The organism is Stenotrophomonas sp. 05L413 (assembly GCF_056397945.1).
In genome coordinates this window covers 92,588-109,147 of the sequence record NZ_JBFTOL010000002.1, presented here as the reverse complement: position 1 = coordinate 109,147, position 16,560 = coordinate 92,588, and the positions used below count along the sequence as shown (strand labels likewise).

Annotated in this window: 9 protein-coding genes and 1 pseudogene; 8 read left to right on the top strand and 2 right to left on the bottom strand. The window is 66.6% G+C overall.

From position 1 onward, the window contains the following. Positions 1 to 55 precede the first annotated feature (55 nt). From AC1DIQ_RS05220 to AC1DIQ_RS05190, 7 genes and pseudogenes are all read left to right on the top strand, one after another. Entirely contained in the window at positions 56 to 2,170 is a 2,115-nt protein-coding gene (locus tag AC1DIQ_RS05220; protein ID WP_478049560.1) for an alpha-glucuronidase family glycosyl hydrolase, read from the top strand. After that, complete coding sequence (locus AC1DIQ_RS05215) at positions 2,167 to 4,179, top strand: sialate O-acetylesterase (protein ID WP_478049559.1); 2,013 nt, start codon at positions 2,167 to 2,169, stop codon at positions 4,177 to 4,179. Before AC1DIQ_RS05220 ends, AC1DIQ_RS05215 begins: the two co-directional genes overlap by 4 nt. Then, positions 4,179 to 5,867: a glycoside hydrolase family 43 protein gene (locus tag AC1DIQ_RS05210; protein ID WP_478049558.1), complete on the top strand. Its 1,689-nt coding sequence runs from the start codon at positions 4,179 to 4,181 to the stop codon at positions 5,865 to 5,867. Before AC1DIQ_RS05215 ends, AC1DIQ_RS05210 begins: the two co-directional genes overlap by 1 nt. 71 nt (positions 5,868 to 5,938) lie before the next feature. Next, positions 5,939 to 8,563: a glycoside hydrolase family 3 protein gene (locus AC1DIQ_RS05205; RefSeq protein WP_478049705.1), complete on the top strand. Its 2,625-nt coding sequence runs from the start codon at positions 5,939 to 5,941 to the stop codon at positions 8,561 to 8,563. Further along, positions 8,517 to 10,043: pseudogene (locus AC1DIQ_RS05200) on the top strand (MFS transporter); the annotation flags it as partial. The gene AC1DIQ_RS05205 and the pseudogene AC1DIQ_RS05200, both read left to right, overlap by 47 nt. Then, positions 10,020 to 11,036, top strand: a complete 1,017-nt coding sequence (locus tag AC1DIQ_RS05195; protein ID WP_478049704.1) for a glycoside hydrolase family 43 protein — start codon at positions 10,020 to 10,022, stop codon at positions 11,034 to 11,036. The pseudogene AC1DIQ_RS05200 and the gene AC1DIQ_RS05195, both read left to right, overlap by 24 nt. After that, the gene (locus tag AC1DIQ_RS05190) at positions 11,026 to 11,895 is read left to right on the top strand and encodes an aldose epimerase family protein (protein WP_478049557.1); all 870 of its coding nucleotides are present in this window, start codon (positions 11,026 to 11,028) and stop codon (positions 11,893 to 11,895) included. The genes AC1DIQ_RS05195 and AC1DIQ_RS05190 overlap by 11 nt, the downstream gene beginning before the upstream one ends. A gap of 5 nt (positions 11,896 to 11,900) precedes the next feature. Here the strand turns inward: AC1DIQ_RS05190 and AC1DIQ_RS05185 are convergent, their stop codons facing one another. Further along, a complete protein-coding gene (locus AC1DIQ_RS05185) occupies positions 11,901 to 13,391 on the bottom strand; it encodes a DUF1254 domain-containing protein (protein ID WP_478049556.1) in 1,491 nt (496 codons plus the stop codon). 54 nt (positions 13,392 to 13,445) lie between these two features. Next, positions 13,446 to 14,885: a DUF1254 domain-containing protein gene (locus AC1DIQ_RS05180; protein WP_478049555.1), complete on the bottom strand. Its 1,440-nt coding sequence runs from the start codon at positions 14,883 to 14,885 to the stop codon at positions 13,446 to 13,448. A 266-nt stretch (positions 14,886 to 15,151) separates the two neighbouring features. Here AC1DIQ_RS05180 and AC1DIQ_RS05175 point away from each other — a divergent pair, with 266 nt between their 5' ends. After that, the gene (locus tag AC1DIQ_RS05175; RefSeq protein WP_478049554.1) at positions 15,152 to 16,543 is read left to right on the top strand and encodes an aldehyde dehydrogenase family protein; all 1,392 of its coding nucleotides are present in this window, start codon (positions 15,152 to 15,154) and stop codon (positions 16,541 to 16,543) included. The last annotated feature ends 17 nt before the right edge of the window (positions 16,544 to 16,560 follow it).

Below are 16,560 nucleotides of genomic sequence, written 5' to 3'. Positions count from 1 at the left end.
ACAAGGTTTGCTGGCAACGCTGCTGCTCCGCCGGAATGTCGAGCGGTGTCACTGGATGTTGGGTGTCGCCCTGGCACTTTTCGCCTGCGCGGGCAGCGTGCGCGCAGAGGACGGCTACGCCCTCTGGCTGCGCTACGCACCGCTGGAACCTGCCCTCGCGACCGACTACCGGACACGGCTGGGCGGGGTCGTGGCCCCCGATCAGACCCCGACGCAGCGTGCCGCGCGCGAGGAGCTTGTGCGTGGCCTCACCGGCCTGCTGGGTCGCGCGCCGCGGATGCAGATCGCGCCCAGCGCGGAGGCCAGCGTGGTGCTGGGCACCCCCGATTCGTCGGCCGTGATCGCGCCGCTCCGCAAGGAGATGGAATCACTCGGCGACGACGGCTACCTGCTCAGGCGTGCGCACATCGGCGGGCGCGAGGTGCTGCTGGTGGCCGCACGCCAGGATATCGGGGTGCTGTATGGCGTGTTCCATCTGCTGCGACTGCTGCAGACCGGTGCGTCACTCGATGACCTCGAGGTTCGCGAATCGCCACGGCTCGGGCTGCGCGTGCTCGACCAATGGGACAACCTGGACGGCTACGTGGAGCGCGGCTATGCGGGCCGCTCGCTGTGGGACTGGCAGACCCTGCCGGAGTGGCGGGACCCACGCTATACGGACTATGCGCGTGCCAACGCCTCGCTCGGCATCAACGGCACCGTACTGAACAATGTAAACGCGAGCGCGCAGAGCCTTGCGCCGGCATATCTCATCAAAGCGACCGCGCTGGCGGACATGTTCCGGCCGTACGGCATCCGCGTGTACCTGAGCGCGCGCTTCAGCGCCCCCATCGAGCTGGGCGGGCTGAAAACCGCCGATCCGCTCGACCCGGACGTGCAACGTTGGTGGCGCGACAAGGCTGACGAGATCTACGCGCGCATTCCGGATTTCGGCGGCTTCCTGGTCAAGGCCAATTCGGAAGGACAGCCCGGACCGCAGGACTATGGCCGCTCGCATGCGGACGGCGCCAATCTGCTGGCTGACGCGCTGGCACCGCATGGCGGCGTGGTGATGTGGCGCGCCTTCGTCTACGCGCATGAGGTGCCCGAGGACCGCGCCACGCAGGCCTACACCGAATTTGCCGGCCTGGACGGTGACTTCCGCCCGAACGTGATCGTGCAAGTAAAGAACGGGCCCATCGACTTCCAGCCGCGGGAGCCGTTTCATCCCCTGTTCGGGGCCATGCCACGCACGCCGCTGATGATGGAGGTCCAGATCACCAAGGAGTATCTCGGCTTCGCCACACATCTGGTGTACCTGGGGCCGCTGTACGAGGAGGTGCTGCAGTCCGATACCCATGCAGGCAGCGCGGGCGCCACGGTCGCGCAGCTCCTGACCGGGATCGCCGGCGTTGCCAACATCGGCAGCGATCGCACCTGGAGTGGGTCGCACTTCGACCAGGCCAACTGGTACGCCTTCGGCCGTCTTGCCTGGAATCCGGACCAGTCCGCCCGCGACATCGCGGTGGACTGGGCAGCGATGACGTTTGCGCCGGATCCCGAGGTGGTGGCGCCCATCGTCGACATGATGATGGCCTCGCGCGAGACCGCGGTGAACTACATGACGCCGCTGGGCCTGCACCACCTGATGGCGCGCGGGCACCATTACGGGCCGGGCCCCTGGGTGGACGGCGGTCCGCGCGCGGACTGGACCGCCGTGTACTACCACCGCGCCGACCGCGATGGCATCGGCTTCGATCGCACCGCGCGCGGCAGCAACGCGGTGGCCCAGTACTCCCCCGAGGTGGCCGCCGTGTACGGCGACCTGGCACGGGTGCCGGAGCCGCTGCTGTTGTGGTTCCACCATGTCCCGTGGGATCACCGCATGGCCTCAGGACGACCGCTGTGGGACGAACTGGTGGGGCGTTACTCCCTGGGTGTACGCCAGGTAGAGGGCATGCAGGCCACCTGGGCAGGCCTGCAGGGCAGGGTGGATGCGCAGCGGCATGCGCAGGTCGCCGCCTTCCTCGGCATCCAGCGGCGCGAAGCGCAGTGGTGGCGCGATGCCAGTGTCGCGTACTTCCAGTCGGTCAGCGGCAGGCCCTTGCCTGCGGGCGAAACCGCGCCGCCACACGCGCTGGCGTGGTACCAGCGCCTGCAGTTTCCTTCCGCGCCGGGAGATGGGCGATGAGTCGGACACGGGTGATCGTCTGGATGCTGGCGACCGCCGTGGCATGCGCTGCCATGACGGCCGTGGCACAGGAACCGGCAACACCGCTGCTGCATCCGCTGTTCCAGGATCACGCCGTGCTGCAGCGCGACCAGCCGATTCCGGTCTGGGGCCATGCTGCGCCCGGCACCCCGGTCTCCGTGGTCTTCGCGCGACAAACCGTCACCACGCGCGCGGACGCCGGCGGCCAGTGGCATGCAACGCTGAAACCCATTCCCGCCGGCGGCCCTCACGACATGACCGTCCGCGCAGGGACGGCCACCCAGAACGTGCATGACGTACAGATGGGCGATGTCTGGTTGTGTTCCGGGCAGTCGAACATGGAACTGCCGGTGTGGCGCGCGCTCGACGCAGACAGTGAGATCGCCTCCGCCACGCACCCGACGATCCGCCTGTTCACCGTGCCCAAGGCGGCAGCCGTTACGCCGCAGAGCACGTTCCCGGCGCCGACCGCGTGGAAGCCGGCGTCGCCAGCCGCGGTGCGCGACTTTTCCGCCGCCTGCTTCTACTTCGCGCGTGAACTGCAGAAGACCGTCGACGTCCCGATGGGGCTGATCCAGGCGGCGTGGGGCGGCTCGCGGATCGAGGCGTGGACCAGCGCCGACGCGCTGCGTATGCAGGGCGGCATGGACCCCGCGCTTGACCTGCTCACGGTCTACGCAAGCAACCCTGCGGCGGCAACCGCGGGCTGGGGCGAGGTATGGCAGCAGTGGTGGTCGATGCGCGACGGAGCCTTGCAAGGCGACACTCCCTGGCAGCCGGGCGAAGACAACACGGCATGGCACACGGCCCCCGCCGCGCTGGGGGCATGGGAGCGTTGGGGCGTGCCGGCGCTTGCAGCGTACAACGGCATGGTCTGGTACCGCACCCAGGTCACGCTGACCGCCGCGCAGGCGGCGCAGGGCGCACGGCTTGCGCTGGGCGCCGTCGATGAGACGGACATGACCTGGGTCAACGGCGTGGCGGTGGGCAGCCAGTACGGTGCAGCGGAGGCGCGGCGTTATACCCTTCCCGCCGGTCTCTTGAACGCCGGCGAGAACACGGTGGTGATCAACGTGCTGGATACCTACGGCGAGGGTGGGCTGTCGGGACCGGCCGACGCCCATGCGGTGGAGCTGGACGACGGCACGCGCATCGTCCTGGACGCGCCGTGGCACTACCGGGTGGCGGCCGGTGCACAGGCACCGCCGCTGGCGCCCTGGCATGCCGCCACGGGTCTGTCGACGCTGTACAACGGCATGATCGCGCCGCTCGGCGGCTATGGCCTGCGTGGAATGCTCTGGTACCAAGGCGAGTCCAACACGGGTGACGGCGCCGCTTATGCCAACCGGCTGCGCAGCCTGCGCGATGACTGGCGCAGCCGGTTCGGTGCGCGGATGCCGCTGCTGGTGGTGCAGTTGGCCGGCTATGGGCAGCCGCCTCAAGCCCCGGGCGAGAGTGGCTGGGCACAGGTGCGCGAGGCGCAGCGCCGCGTCGCGGCGGAAGACCCGCATACCGGGCTCGCGGTGGCGATCGACATCGGCGACGCGTACGACATCCACCCGCCCAGCAAACAGGAGCTGGGCCGGCGCCTCGCCCGGGTGGCGCGTCACGTGGTCTACGGCGAACGGGCGCTGGCACCTTCCGGCCCGACGGTTCGCACGGCGTCGCGCGCGCAGGGCGAAACAAGGCTCGCGTTCGACAACGTCACCGGCACCCTGGCCACGACCGGTGCGAACGGCCCCATAGGATTCGAGCTCTGTGATGCCGATGCGCGGCATTGCGACTATGCCGAGGCCGTGCTGGAGGGGCGTGAGGTTGTGTTGGATTGCATGGATTGCGTGGAGCCGGCCAGCGGCCGGCACTACCGGAGCGGCGCGTTGCGTGTGCGCTATTGCTGGGCGGACGGCCCGATCTGCACACTGCGCGACAGCAGCGGTGCGCCGGCCGGCCCCTTCGAGATTTCCCTCACCGCCGCGGAGGTCCCCTGATGCGCCTGCTGACTGCGACGCTGCTCCTGCTGCTGCCTGCTGCGCCATCGCTCGGTGCCACGCCGGCGCCGCCGGTCTACTTCGATTGGTTCGAATATGCCGGTCACGACGCGGCCTTCGATACTCCGCTGCCCGCCGGTCACTACCGCAACCCGATCCTGGCCGGCTTCCATGCGGACCCGAGCATCGTCCGCGCCAATGACCGGTTCTATCTGGTCAATTCCAGCTTTACCTACTTCCCAGGCATCCCAGTATTCGAAAGCGTCGATCTGGTGCACTGGAAGCAGATCGGCAACGTGATCGATCGCCCCACGCAGCTGGACTTCGATGGCCTGAACGTCTCCCGTGGCATCTTCGCGCCGGCCATCGAGTACCACGACGGCGTGTTCTATGTGGTCACCACGGCGGTCGACAGCGGCGGCAACTTCATCGCGACCGCGCGCGATCCGGCCGGCCCCTGGTCTGATCCGCACTGGCTGCCCAGCATCGATGGCATCGACCCGTCGCTGTTCTTCGACGACGACGGTGCCGTCTACCTGGTGAACAATGATGTTCCGCCTGGTCCGCCACGCTACGAGGGTCACCGCGCGATCTGGATGCAGCAGATCGATCTGGCCGCGTTCACACCGGTCGGGCCGCGCAGGGTGCTGATCGACGGCGGCGTGGAGCCGGCGAAGAACCCGATCTGGATCGAGGGGCCGCACATCTACAAGCACGACGGCTGGTACTACCTCTCCGACGCCGAGGGTGGCACCGGCCCGCAGCATTCCCAGGTGGTTCTGCGCAGCCGCCAGGTGTGGGGGCCGTACCTCCCGTATGCGGGCAATCCGATTCTCACCCAGCGCGACCTGCCCGACGACCGGCCGCTGCCGATCACCAATGCCGGGCACGCCGACCTGGTGGAAGGTCCGGACGGCACCTGGTGGGCCGTGTTTCTGGCCAGCCGCAACTACCAGACGCGACACTACAACACGGGGCGGGAGACGTATCTGCTGCCCGTGCAATGGCGTGACGGCTGGCCAGTGATCCTACCGGCCGAGCAGACCATTCCGTATGCGGTCAAGGTACCGTCATGGATGCAGGGCGATGCCGCGCAGGCACCGTCGACCGGCAACTTCATCGATCGCGACGACTTCGATGCACCCACGCTTGGCACCGGATGGGTGCAGGTACGCGTCCCCAAACAGGCGTGGGCAGACCTCAGCCTGCGTCCGGGCGCCCTGGCCGTGCATCCGCTGACGGAGAACCTGGACACGCTGCGCAATCCCGCCTTCCTCGGGCGTCGCCAGCAGCACCTGCGCTTCGAGGCCAGCACCGACATGACGCGGCCGGGGGCGGGTGTGGCGGCAGGCCTTGCTGCGTTCCAGAACGAGGCGTACTGGTACTTCCTGGGCGTGCGCAGCCTCGGCGGCGATCGCGTGGCGATCTTCCTTGAAGCGCGCGACGGCAGCGGCGTGACCCGCACGTTGGCCACGCGTGAGGTGACCGCAGCCACGTCGCTGCGCTTGAAGATCGCCGGTGACGAGGGGCGCTATGCCTTCGCGTTCGATACGGACGACGGGCGTGGCTGGCAGACCCTCGCGGGCGACGTGGACGGAACGGTATTGAGTACGGATCGCGCAGGCGGCTTCGTCGGCGCCCTGCTGGGACCATTCGCGCGCGATGAGCGCGCTTTGAGGAGCAACTGATGACGCGTACGTCTTCCCTCCACCGCGGCCGTCGCGGCCCCATCTTCCGCACGCTGGCGCTGTGCGCTGCCATGACAGTGGCGAGTACCAGTCACGCCGCCGACGCCCAGCCGTGGCTGGATACATCGGCCAGCTTTGAAACCCGCGCCGCCGCGCTGGTGGGGCAGATGACCCTGGAAGAAAAGGCCGCCCAGATGCAGAACGCCGCGCCCGCCATCGAGCGCCTGGGCGTTCCGGCCTACGACTGGTGGAACGAAGGCCTGCACGGCGTCGCGCGGGCAGGGCAGGCGACGGTGTTCCCGCAGGCCATCGGGCTGGCCGCCACGTTCGACGTGCCGTTGATGGGGCGGGTGGCCACCACCATCAGCGACGAGGCGCGAGCCAAGCATCACCAGTTCGTGCGCGAGGGGGCGCATGGCCGCTATCAGGGCCTGACCTACTGGTCGCCGAACATCAACATCTTCCGCGACCCGCGCTGGGGACGCGGCCAGGAAACCTACGGTGAGGACCCGTACCTCACCGCGCGGATGGGCGTCGCCTTCGTGCACGGCCTGCAGGGCGACGACCCGGTGTACCGCAAGCTCGACGCCACGGCCAAGCACCTTGCCGTGCACAGCGGTCCCGAGGCCGATCGCCACCACTTCGATGCCCGCCCCAGCAAGCGCGATCTGTACGACACCTACCTGCCGGCGTTCGAGGCGCTGGTGAAGGAGGGCCAGGTGGATGCGGTGATGGGGGCCTACAACCGGGTATACGGCGAATCCGCCAGCGCCAGCCAGTTCCTGCTGCGCGACGTGCTGCGCCGCGAGTGGGGGTTCAAGGGCTACGTGGTGTCGGACTGCTGGGCCATCGTGGATATCTGGAAGCATCACAACATCGTCCCCACCCGCGAAGCTGCGGCGGCACTGGCGGTCAAGAACGGCACCGAGCTGGAGTGCGGCCAGGAGTACGCCACGCTGCCGGCCGCCGTACGCCAAGGCCTGATCAGCGAAGCCGAGATCGACGATGCGGTGACGCGCCTGTTCACCGCGCGGATGCGGCTGGGCATGTTCGATCCGCCCGAGCGCGTGCGCTGGGCACGGATTCCGGCCTCGGTGAACCAGGCCCCGGCGCACGATGCGCTGGCCCTGAAGGCCGCGCAGGCATCATTGGTGCTGCTGAAGAACGATGGCGTCCTGCCGCTGTCACGCAACCTCAAGCGCATTGCGGTGGTCGGCCCCACGGCCGATGACACGATGGCACTGCTCGGCAACTACTTCGGCACACCGGCGGCACCGGTGACGATCCTGCAGGGCATCCGCGATGCGGCGAAGGGCATCGAGGTGCGCTATGCGCGTGGTGTGGACCTGGTCGAAGGGCGCGACGATCCCAGCGCGACGCCGCTGATCGAGGCGGCGTATCTGCGGCCCTCGGCCGACTCCCCGGAACGTGGACTGCGCGGTGAGTACTTCCGTACGCCCGATCTGTCAGGGACGCCGGCGCTGGTGCGCACCGATGCCCAGATCGGGTTCCGCTGGGACCGCGGCTCGCCGACCGACAACCTGCTGGCCCGCGGCGAAGCGGCGCCGGGGCAGGGCATTCCCAACGATGGCTTCAGCATCCGCTGGCGTGGCCAGCTGCTGCCGCCGGTATCCGGCCGCTACCGGATCGAGGCGGCGGCCGACGACGGCTTCCGCCTCTACGTGGATGGCAAGCGGGTGCTGGACCACTGGGCCAACAGTGATCGCCTGCGCAGCGACGGTGTCGATCTGGACCTGCAGGCGGGACGTGCCTATGAGCTGACGCTGGAGTACTACGATGCCGAGCGCGACGCCGGCGTGCGGCTGGGCTGGCGCATGCCCGGGGCGAAGCCGCCGTTCGAAGAAGCCGTCGATGCCGCCCGGAGTGCGGACGTGGTGGTGTTCGTCGGCGGCCTGACTGGCGATGTCGAGGGCGAAGAGATGACGGTCAACTATCCGGGCTTCGCCGGCGGCGACCGCACCGACCTGCGTCTGCCCGCTACCCAGCGCGCCCTGCTGGAAGCGCTGCACGCCACGGGCAAGCCGGTGGTGATGGTGCTGACCGGAGGGTCGGCGCTGGCGGTGGAGTGGGCCCAGACGAACCTCTCCGCGATCCTGATGAGCTGGTATCCCGGGCAACGCGGCGGCACCGCCGTGGGCGAGGCGCTGTTTGGCGACGTCAATCCGGCCGGCCGGCTGCCGGTAACGTTCTACCGCGCAGACCAGGCAATGCCCGCGTTCGATGATTACGCGATGGAAGGCCGCACCTACCGCTATTTCCACGGCACCCCGCTGTATCCCTTCGGCTACGGGCTCTCCTATACCCGGTTCGACTACGGCAAGCCAAGCCTCGACGCGCCCCGCATCGCCGACCACGGCACGCTCAAGGTGCAGGTGGAGGTGGCGAACGCCGGCAAACGCGCGGGCGATGAAGTGGTGCAGCTGTACGTGCGGCGGCTGGCGGCTGGGGCAGGCGATGCGCAGCAGACGCTGCGCGGCTTCCAACGTGTTCACTTGGCTGCGGGCGAGCGGCGCACCGTGACCTTCGATCTGGACGCGCAACAGGCACTGCGCGAGTACGACGACGCGCGCGGCGCCTATGTCGTGCGGCCCGGGGCATACGAAGTACGGATAGGCGGCTCAAGCGCCGATGCCCGCGTGCGGAGCCGCTTCACGGTGGAGGCGAGTCGTGATTGATGCCCGCCACAGCGATACCCCCGAGCACACGCTGTCGGTCCGGGAGAAGCTGGGCTACAGCCTGGGCGACCTCGCGGCCAACCTGATCTTCCAGACGCTGATCACCTACCTGGCGTTCTTCTATACCGATGTGTACCGGTTGCCGCCCGCCACGGCGGCCACGATCATCTTCGTGATCGGCCTGCTGGGTGCCTTCGTGTTCACGCCGCTGATCGGCATTGCCGCCGACCGCACCGTCAGCCGGTGGGGAAAGTTCCGGCCCTGGATCCTGTGGACGGCGATCCCGTTCGGTGTGCTGTCGCTGCTCGCCTTCAGCACGCCGGACCTGGGCGCGCAGGGCAAGGTTCTCTATGCGCTGGTGACCTATGGCCTGCTGATGTTCGTGTACGCGGCCAACAACCTTCCGTACTCCGCGCTCAGCGGCGTGCTCACCGGCAGCATGGCCCAGCGCAACAGCCTCTCGGCCTACCGCTTCGTGGCAGTGATGATCGCGCAGTTCATCATCCAGGTCCTGCTGTTGCCGCTGGTGCTGATCCTGGGCGACGGGGATCGGGTGCAGGGCTTCGAGCGGGTGATGACGGTGTTCGCGGTGGTGGGCACGCTGTTCTTCCTGGTCACCTTCGCCACCACGCGCGAGCGCATCGTGCCGGCCAAGGAACAGACCGGCGGGGTGATGCAGGACCTGTCCGACCTGCTGCACAACCGGCCGTGGAAGGTGATGCTGGCCCTGACGGTGCTGGTCTTCATCAACCTGGCCCTGAAGGGCGGCACCTACATCTACTACTTCCAGTACTACATGAGCGAGGCTGCGCTGGCGGGCTTCCTCGACACCACCGGCTTCAACCGCTTCATCGGCGGATTGAACGCGACACTCAACGAGTGGGGCCTGTCCGGCTTCACCTGGCCGGAGGACCCGGCGACCTCGGCGTTCAGCCTGTTCAACGCCTGCGGCATCCTGTGCATGATCCTGGGCATCGGGGTCTCCCGGCGCCTGGCCGACCGCTTCGGCAAACGTGACGTGTTCGGTGGCGCACTGCTGGTGTCCACCGTGTTCCTGCTGGTGTTCTACCTGTTTCCGCCCACGGCGGTCGGTGTGGCCTTCGGCGCCTTCATGCTGCACGGGTTCTGCTACGGCATCACCATCCCGCTGCTGTGGGCGATGATCGCCGATGTGGCCGATTACTCCGAATGGAAGAACCATCGCCGCGCCACCGCGATCATCTTCTCCGCGATGCTGTGCGGGTTGAAGATCGGGCTCAGCATCGGCGGTGCGCTGGTCGCCGGCATTCTTGCGCACCACGGCTATCAGGCCGGTGCGGAGCAACAGCCCCAGGCGGTGGTGGACGGCATCCGCCTGACGGTGAGCCTCTACTGCTCCATTCCCTTCCTGGTCGCCGTTGCACTGCTCTTCCTCTACAAGATCGACAAAGGGATGGAGACGCGCATCGAGCAGGACCTGCACCTGCGTCGGCAGGGAAGTACCCTTGATCGGCTCGCGGCGCATGCCATCTCCCCGCCGCTGGTGACCCACATCTACACGGCCGACCCCTCGGCCCATGTGTTCGAAGGGCGCCTGTACCTCTATCCGTCGCACGATATCGACGGCGGCGCGTCCTTCGACGACGAGGGTGGCCACTTCCGCATGGAGGATTACCACGTGCTGCGGATGGACTCCCCCAAAGGTGAGGCCACCGACTGCGGCCTAGCGCTGCATCTGCGCGACGTGCCCTGGGCCGCGCAGCAGATGTGGGCGCCGGATGCGGCCCACCGCGACGGCCGTTACTACCTCTATTTCCCGGCCAAGGACGGGCAGGGCATGTTCCGGATCGGCGTGGCGGTCGCGGATCGCCCCGAGGGCCCGTTCACCGCCGAGCCCGAGCCGATCGAAGGCACGTACTCGATCGACCCGGCCGTGTACGAGGACGACGACGGCGCGCATTACCTCTACTTCGGCGGCATCTGGGGCGGCCAGCTGCAGAAGTACCGCGACAACCGATTTGATGCGGCGCACGAAGAGCCCACCGGCGATGCGCCTGCACTGGGCCCGCGTGTAGCGCGGCTGGACGCGGGCATGACCCGACTGGCGGAGCCCACGCGCGAGATCGTCATCCTGGACGAGCACGGACAGCCGCTGCGGGCTGATGATCACGCGCGCCGGTTCTTCGAAGGGCCGTGGCTGCACAAGTACGATGGGCGGTACTACCTGTCGTACTCCACGGGCGATACGCACCTGCTGTGTTACGCCATCGGCGACAGTCCGTACGGACCGTTCACCTATGGCGGCGTGATCCTGAAGCCCGTGGTGGGCTGGACCACGCACCACTCCATCTGCGCGTTCGAGGGCCAGTGGTATCTCTTCTATCACGACGCCTTGTTGTCCGGCGGCGTGACCCATCTGCGCTCGGTCAAGTGCACGCCGCTGCACATGGAGGCGGACGGCAGCATCCGGACGATCGATCCGTATGGCGTTTGAAGCGGCGTCACCGAAAGACGATGCGCAGGCGCCGCTGCCGGGTGGTCGCCTCTACTGGTTGCGGGCAGGAAAGCTGGAGGTCGCGCTTGCACCGGAGGCCGGTGGACGCATTGCGCAGATTCGCTATGACGGTGTGGACTGGTTGGTGGGTGAGCACGAGGGTGGGGCGGCCGCCATTGGATGGGGGTGCTATCCAATGGTGCCGTGGGCCGGGCGGATCCGGCAGGGGCGCTTTGCCTTTGATGGCAAGCCGTATGAGCTGCCGACAAACTTCCGCGGGCACGCGATCCACGGCGTTGGCTTCTCACGGCCATGGCGTATCGACAGTCTCGGGGCGGACGGCGCGGCGCTGTCGCTGGCGCTTCCTGAGGATGGGTATTGGCCTTTCGGTGGCACAGCGACACAGGCCATCCACGTGCATTCCGACGGCCTCGATCTGCAACTTGCCGTGCAGACTGGCGACCAGCCGATGCCAGCCGTACTCGGCTGGCATCCCTGGTTCCGCAAACCGGACCAACTGCTGTTCGCTCCCAAGGGGATGTACCCCCGGGACGGGGAGGGCATCGCTACCTTGCCCTGTGTGAGTCCGGCGCCCGGCCCCTGGGATGACTGCTTTGTAAGCCCCGCCGACGTCATGCTCGTCTCAGCCGGCCAGCGGCTGCGCATGCGAGCGGACACCGATCACTGGGTGATCTACGACGGCGCCGCGCACGCCACCTGCGTGGAGCCACAGACCGGCCCGCCCGATGGGTTCACGCTGGCGCCGAACCACCTGCAGCCAGGTCAGCGGCTTGAGCTGACGTTTGAGCTGAGGTGGGAGCTCGACACTGGCGACGTTCCGGCGCCCGGGGATCGCTAGCCGGGTCACTGATCGGCTTGTTTCGCCGCTGCTCCGCCGTCGGTCGTTCTGACCACGGCGGGGGTGGTCCAGCGGCCCTCCAGCAGCGCCGGCTGGGGACGGTAGTAGCGCATGAACATCACGAACGGTCCCTTGGGAGCGGGCAGCCAGTTGGCCTGCCTCTCCTTGCCGGGCGAATCGGCCTGGATGTAGATCGTCAGCCCACCGTCGGGATCCTTCTTCAATCCAGCCAGCATCGGCGAATTGATCAGGTAGCGGTTGATCGGATTCTTGACCAGCAGCTGCTGCGGCAGTCCGTACATGGTGACCGACCAGAAGGCGTCCACGGGCGGCAGCTGGTCCTTGGCAAAGCGCAGGGTGTAGGCGCCTTTGTTGCCGTCCAGGGGCTGGCCTTCGGAATCCTTGTCCAGGATGGGATACATCGCCTCTTCGCGGGAGTTAGCACCGATGCCCACCTGGGTCCCCGTTGCACGGGCGACGTAGTCGTTCTTCAGGAAGTCCCGGCTGCCGAACAGGGCATCCGTCTTGCCGCCCAGCGACGCACGCTTGTCATCGATCTGCTTCTGCCCTTCGGCCATACCCTCCTTGAGCGCGGCCTGCATGGGCGGCGGCAGGCGGTTGGCATCGAAGGGCTTGCCCGGTTCGATACCCAGCGTGGTAAAGCGTTGGCGCAGGGCAGCCTCGCTCGGGTGCGGCGGCTGGGCGAACTGCAGCAGGAACGCTAGCTGGTTGAAGAACTCCAGCGATGTCCGATCCTGCGCTGGCGGCGTGGGCGTGATCCATGCGATGGCGGGCGCCGGCGGCGGTGCTGGCGTCCCGGCGAACGCTGACAACGGCTGCACGTTGTAGCCGGCCTGGATCTTCTTCACGTTCTCAAGGTCTGCCGCATTGAAGAGCTGGGTGCGGCCAACCACGCTGACCAGGTCGGTCTCCGAGCGGATCACCTTGGTGATGCCCTTGGGCGCTTCACCCTTCCAGCCCGGCCCGGCAATCAGGAAGCTGCCGCCGTCATTGCCGGTCGTGCGGCTGCCGATGTAGTCGAAATTGAAGGTGTAGAGATCCATCAACTGGAAGACGAAGTAGCGATCTTTCGCCATCCTGGGCACGGTGATCACCACCGGCTCTGCCCGCAGATCCAGCATGGCAAAGGAGTAGGGCGTGTCCGAATTCGGCGTCACGAATGCAGTGTCGTCCGGGGTGAACACGCGGGCGATGTTCAGGATGGCGTTGAACGGCCCCTTGTACTGCGGGTTGGAGGTGTCGACGTTGAACGCATAGACCGTCTTGTACGTGTCCACCATGGGAACACCGTAGACGTAGGCGTCGCGCGCGATCGTCCTGGCTTCTTCCAGCGCAGCCGTGTCTGCCGATACGGCGGGAGCAGCAGGGGATGCGGCGGGGGCGTGCCCTGCCGCGGCGTCGCGGTCCTTCTCATTGTCGGACGATCGCTCGCCGCAGGCGCTGAGCATCATGCCGCTGGCCAGGGCAAGCAGCATCCCGATTCCCGTAGCCGATCGAATTCGATGGTGGTACATGTATCTCTCCTTGAATCAGGGGGTCGGGTTCGGCACCGGCTGCAGGGGAGGCAGGTTCCAGTTGCCTTCGATGGCGGCGCGGCTCGGGCCGTAAACACGCCCGACAGCGCTGTAGGGGCCGGCCGGCGCCGGCAACCAGTTGCTCTCCTCCTCCTTCCCGGGGGAGGCGTGGCCGATATACAGCGTCAGCCCGCCGTCGGCGTCGTACTTGAGTCCGGGGGTACGATCACCGATGGAGTAGCGTTTCAGGTCGTTGGCGTACAGGAAACGGTCAGGCAGTGCGTACAGCGTGACCGACCAGAAGAACTTCGCCGGGGGCAGGGCGTCCTTGCTGAAGTGGATCATCGACAGCGCGTTACCGTCGCCGACATACCCGCCGTACCACGCCTCCTCGATCGAGTTTCCATACAACCCTTTCTCGGCCCCGATGGCACGGGTGAGGTAGTCGTTTTTCAGGAACGCGCGCGAGCCGAACAGGCCATTCGACGAGAGGGTCGCCTTGGCCTTTTCTGCCATCGCCGCCTTGGCATCGGCGACGCCGGCATCGATGGCGGCCAGACGGGCCGGGCTCAGCGCAGTGGCATCGAAGGGCTGCCCGGGACCGATACCGATCCTGGCGAAACGCGCCATCAGCCCGGCTTCGTCCGGATTCGTCGGCTGGGTGAACTGCAGCAGGAAATTCAGATAGCGGATGAAGTCGTGCGAATGCGCCTTTTCAGCGTCATACGGGGGGAACTCGATCTGCGGCGCCGCCGGAGGCGCCGGGGTCTTCAGGTAACTGCTCAAAGGCTGCAGCTTCATCCCTTCCTGGATCTTCTTGACGTTGGCGATGTCCCCAGGGCTGTTCAACGCGGTGCGCGTGAGCGTTAGGACCAGCGAGGTTTCGGATGGGAACACCTCCTTGATGCCTGCCGGCTTGGCGCCTTTCCAGCCCGGCCCGGCAATCAGATAGCTGCCCGCCCCGTTGCCGGTCGCGCGCGAACCGATGTAGGCAAAGTTGTAGGTGAACAGGTCCACCCACTGCTGCACGTAGTAACGCCCCTCGGGCACCTTGGGCACGGTCACGACCCAGGGCTCCGCACGCAGATCCAGCCAGGCCCAGGAGTAGGGCGTGTCGTTGTTGGGCGTCACCACATCGTGGTTGTCCGGCGTGTACAGCTCGGAATAGTGCCGGAACCTGCCGAAGCCGCCGACGTACTCCGGGGCCTCGGGCGTGGCCACCTGCTTGTAGAGCGTGTTGTAATTCTCGAGCATCGCAAACGCATAGATGTAGGCCTCCTTCGCGATTGCGCGCGCCTCTGCCTGATCCTGGTCGTCGGCTGTCGCGGGTCGGGTCTCCGGTGACGGCGCTGGTGCTGCTTCCGACCGGGCAGGCGGGTTCTCCTGGCGCTGACACGCGGGAAGCAGGAGGATCGACATCAGCGAAAGCGAGGACACGCAAGGCATCAGGCGCATGGCAATGGGCTCATAAGGTTCCATGACCACTGTCGTCTGCATGCCGCATAGCGACAAGCGCGTATCCACTGTCCTGCGGTCAGTATTTTTACTGAGATTCCAAGCAGCGATGCGGAACACATGTGATGCTCCCGTCCCAAACGCGCACTGAAGCAACGAGAGCCAGTGAACTTCCAGTGAGGCGCGTCGCTGAAGAATTCACGGCAGAGGAACTGCACGGCGGCGACCCTCTACGGACCTGCTTTTGAACCGAAGAGTCTCTTTCCATGCCCAACAAGCAACTCACCACGATCAATCCGCTGACCGAGGAAGTGCTAGCCACCTATTCCTACATGTCCGATGCCGAAGCCGCCGCCGTCGTGAAGGCAAGCCATGAAGCGTTTCTGCAATGGCGTCTGCGCAGCCTGGATGAGCGCGCAACCGTCATCGCTGGCATCGCAAAAGCACTTCGCGAGCGCAAGGAAGAAGTTGCACAGCTGATGACCGACGAGGTCGGCAAGCTCATTGAAGACAGCCGCACCGAGATCGAGCTGTGTGCCGGTATCTGTGACTACACCGCCAAGCAGGGGCCCGTCGTACTGGCCGATGAGGAGCGCGATGTGGACGGTGCCACAGGCATCGTGACCCACGCGCCCATCGGCGTGGTTTACGGCATTCAGCCGTGGAACTTCCCGGCCTACCAGGCGATCCGCTATTCCATCGCCAGCCTGATGGCAGGCAATGGCGTACTGCTCAAGCATGCCGAGAGCTGCACCGGCAGTGGGCTGCTTTTGCGTGACATCTACGAAAGTGCCGGGCTGCCCAAGGGGCTGTTCGGGGTGCTGTTGATCAGCCACGATCAATCCAATGACATCGTAGAAAACGATCTGGTGCGAGCGGTGACACTGACCGGGAGCGAGACGGCAGGGCGCACCGTGGCAGCCAAGGCCGGCGCGGCCCTCAAGAAGACCGTGCTTGAGCTGGGCTCCAACGATGCCTATCTGGTGCTGGACGATGCCGACCTGGATCTGGCGGTGGCGACCTGCGTCAAGGGCCGCCTGTTCAACAATGGCCAGACCTGCGTCAATGCCAAGCGCTTCATCGTGACAAAGAAGAACTACGACGCCTTCGTCAGCGACTATGCAAAGGCGTTCGAAGCGATCCGGATGGGCGACCCGAATGCCGACGACACCCAGCTCGGCCCCATGGTCTCCAAGGCGCAGCGCGACAAGCTGCACGAACAGGTGACCAAGAGCGTCTCGCAAGGGGCCCGTCTTCTGGTGGGCGGTGAAGTGCCGGACCGCACCGGCTGGTTCTACCCGGCTACCGTGCTGGCAGATGTTGCCCCGGGGCAGGTTGCTTACGAAGATGAGCTGTTCGGTCCTGCAGCGGCCATCATCCGCGCCGAGGACGATGAGGATGCGATGCGCATCGCCAACGACAGCCGCTACGGCCTGGGCGGCGGCATCTTCAGCCGCGACGTGCAGCGTGCGCGGGAGCTGGCCAGCAAGTACTTCGACACCGGCATGATCTTCATCAACACCTTCGACGTGGCATCGCCATCGCTTCCGTTCGGTGGGGTGAAGGCGTCGGGGTATGGTCGCGAGCACGGCCCGGAAGGTCTGAAGGAGTTTGTGAACGTCAAGTCGATCAAGATTGCGGCGAAAGCGTCGGCTTGATTCCAGCACAGGCGAGG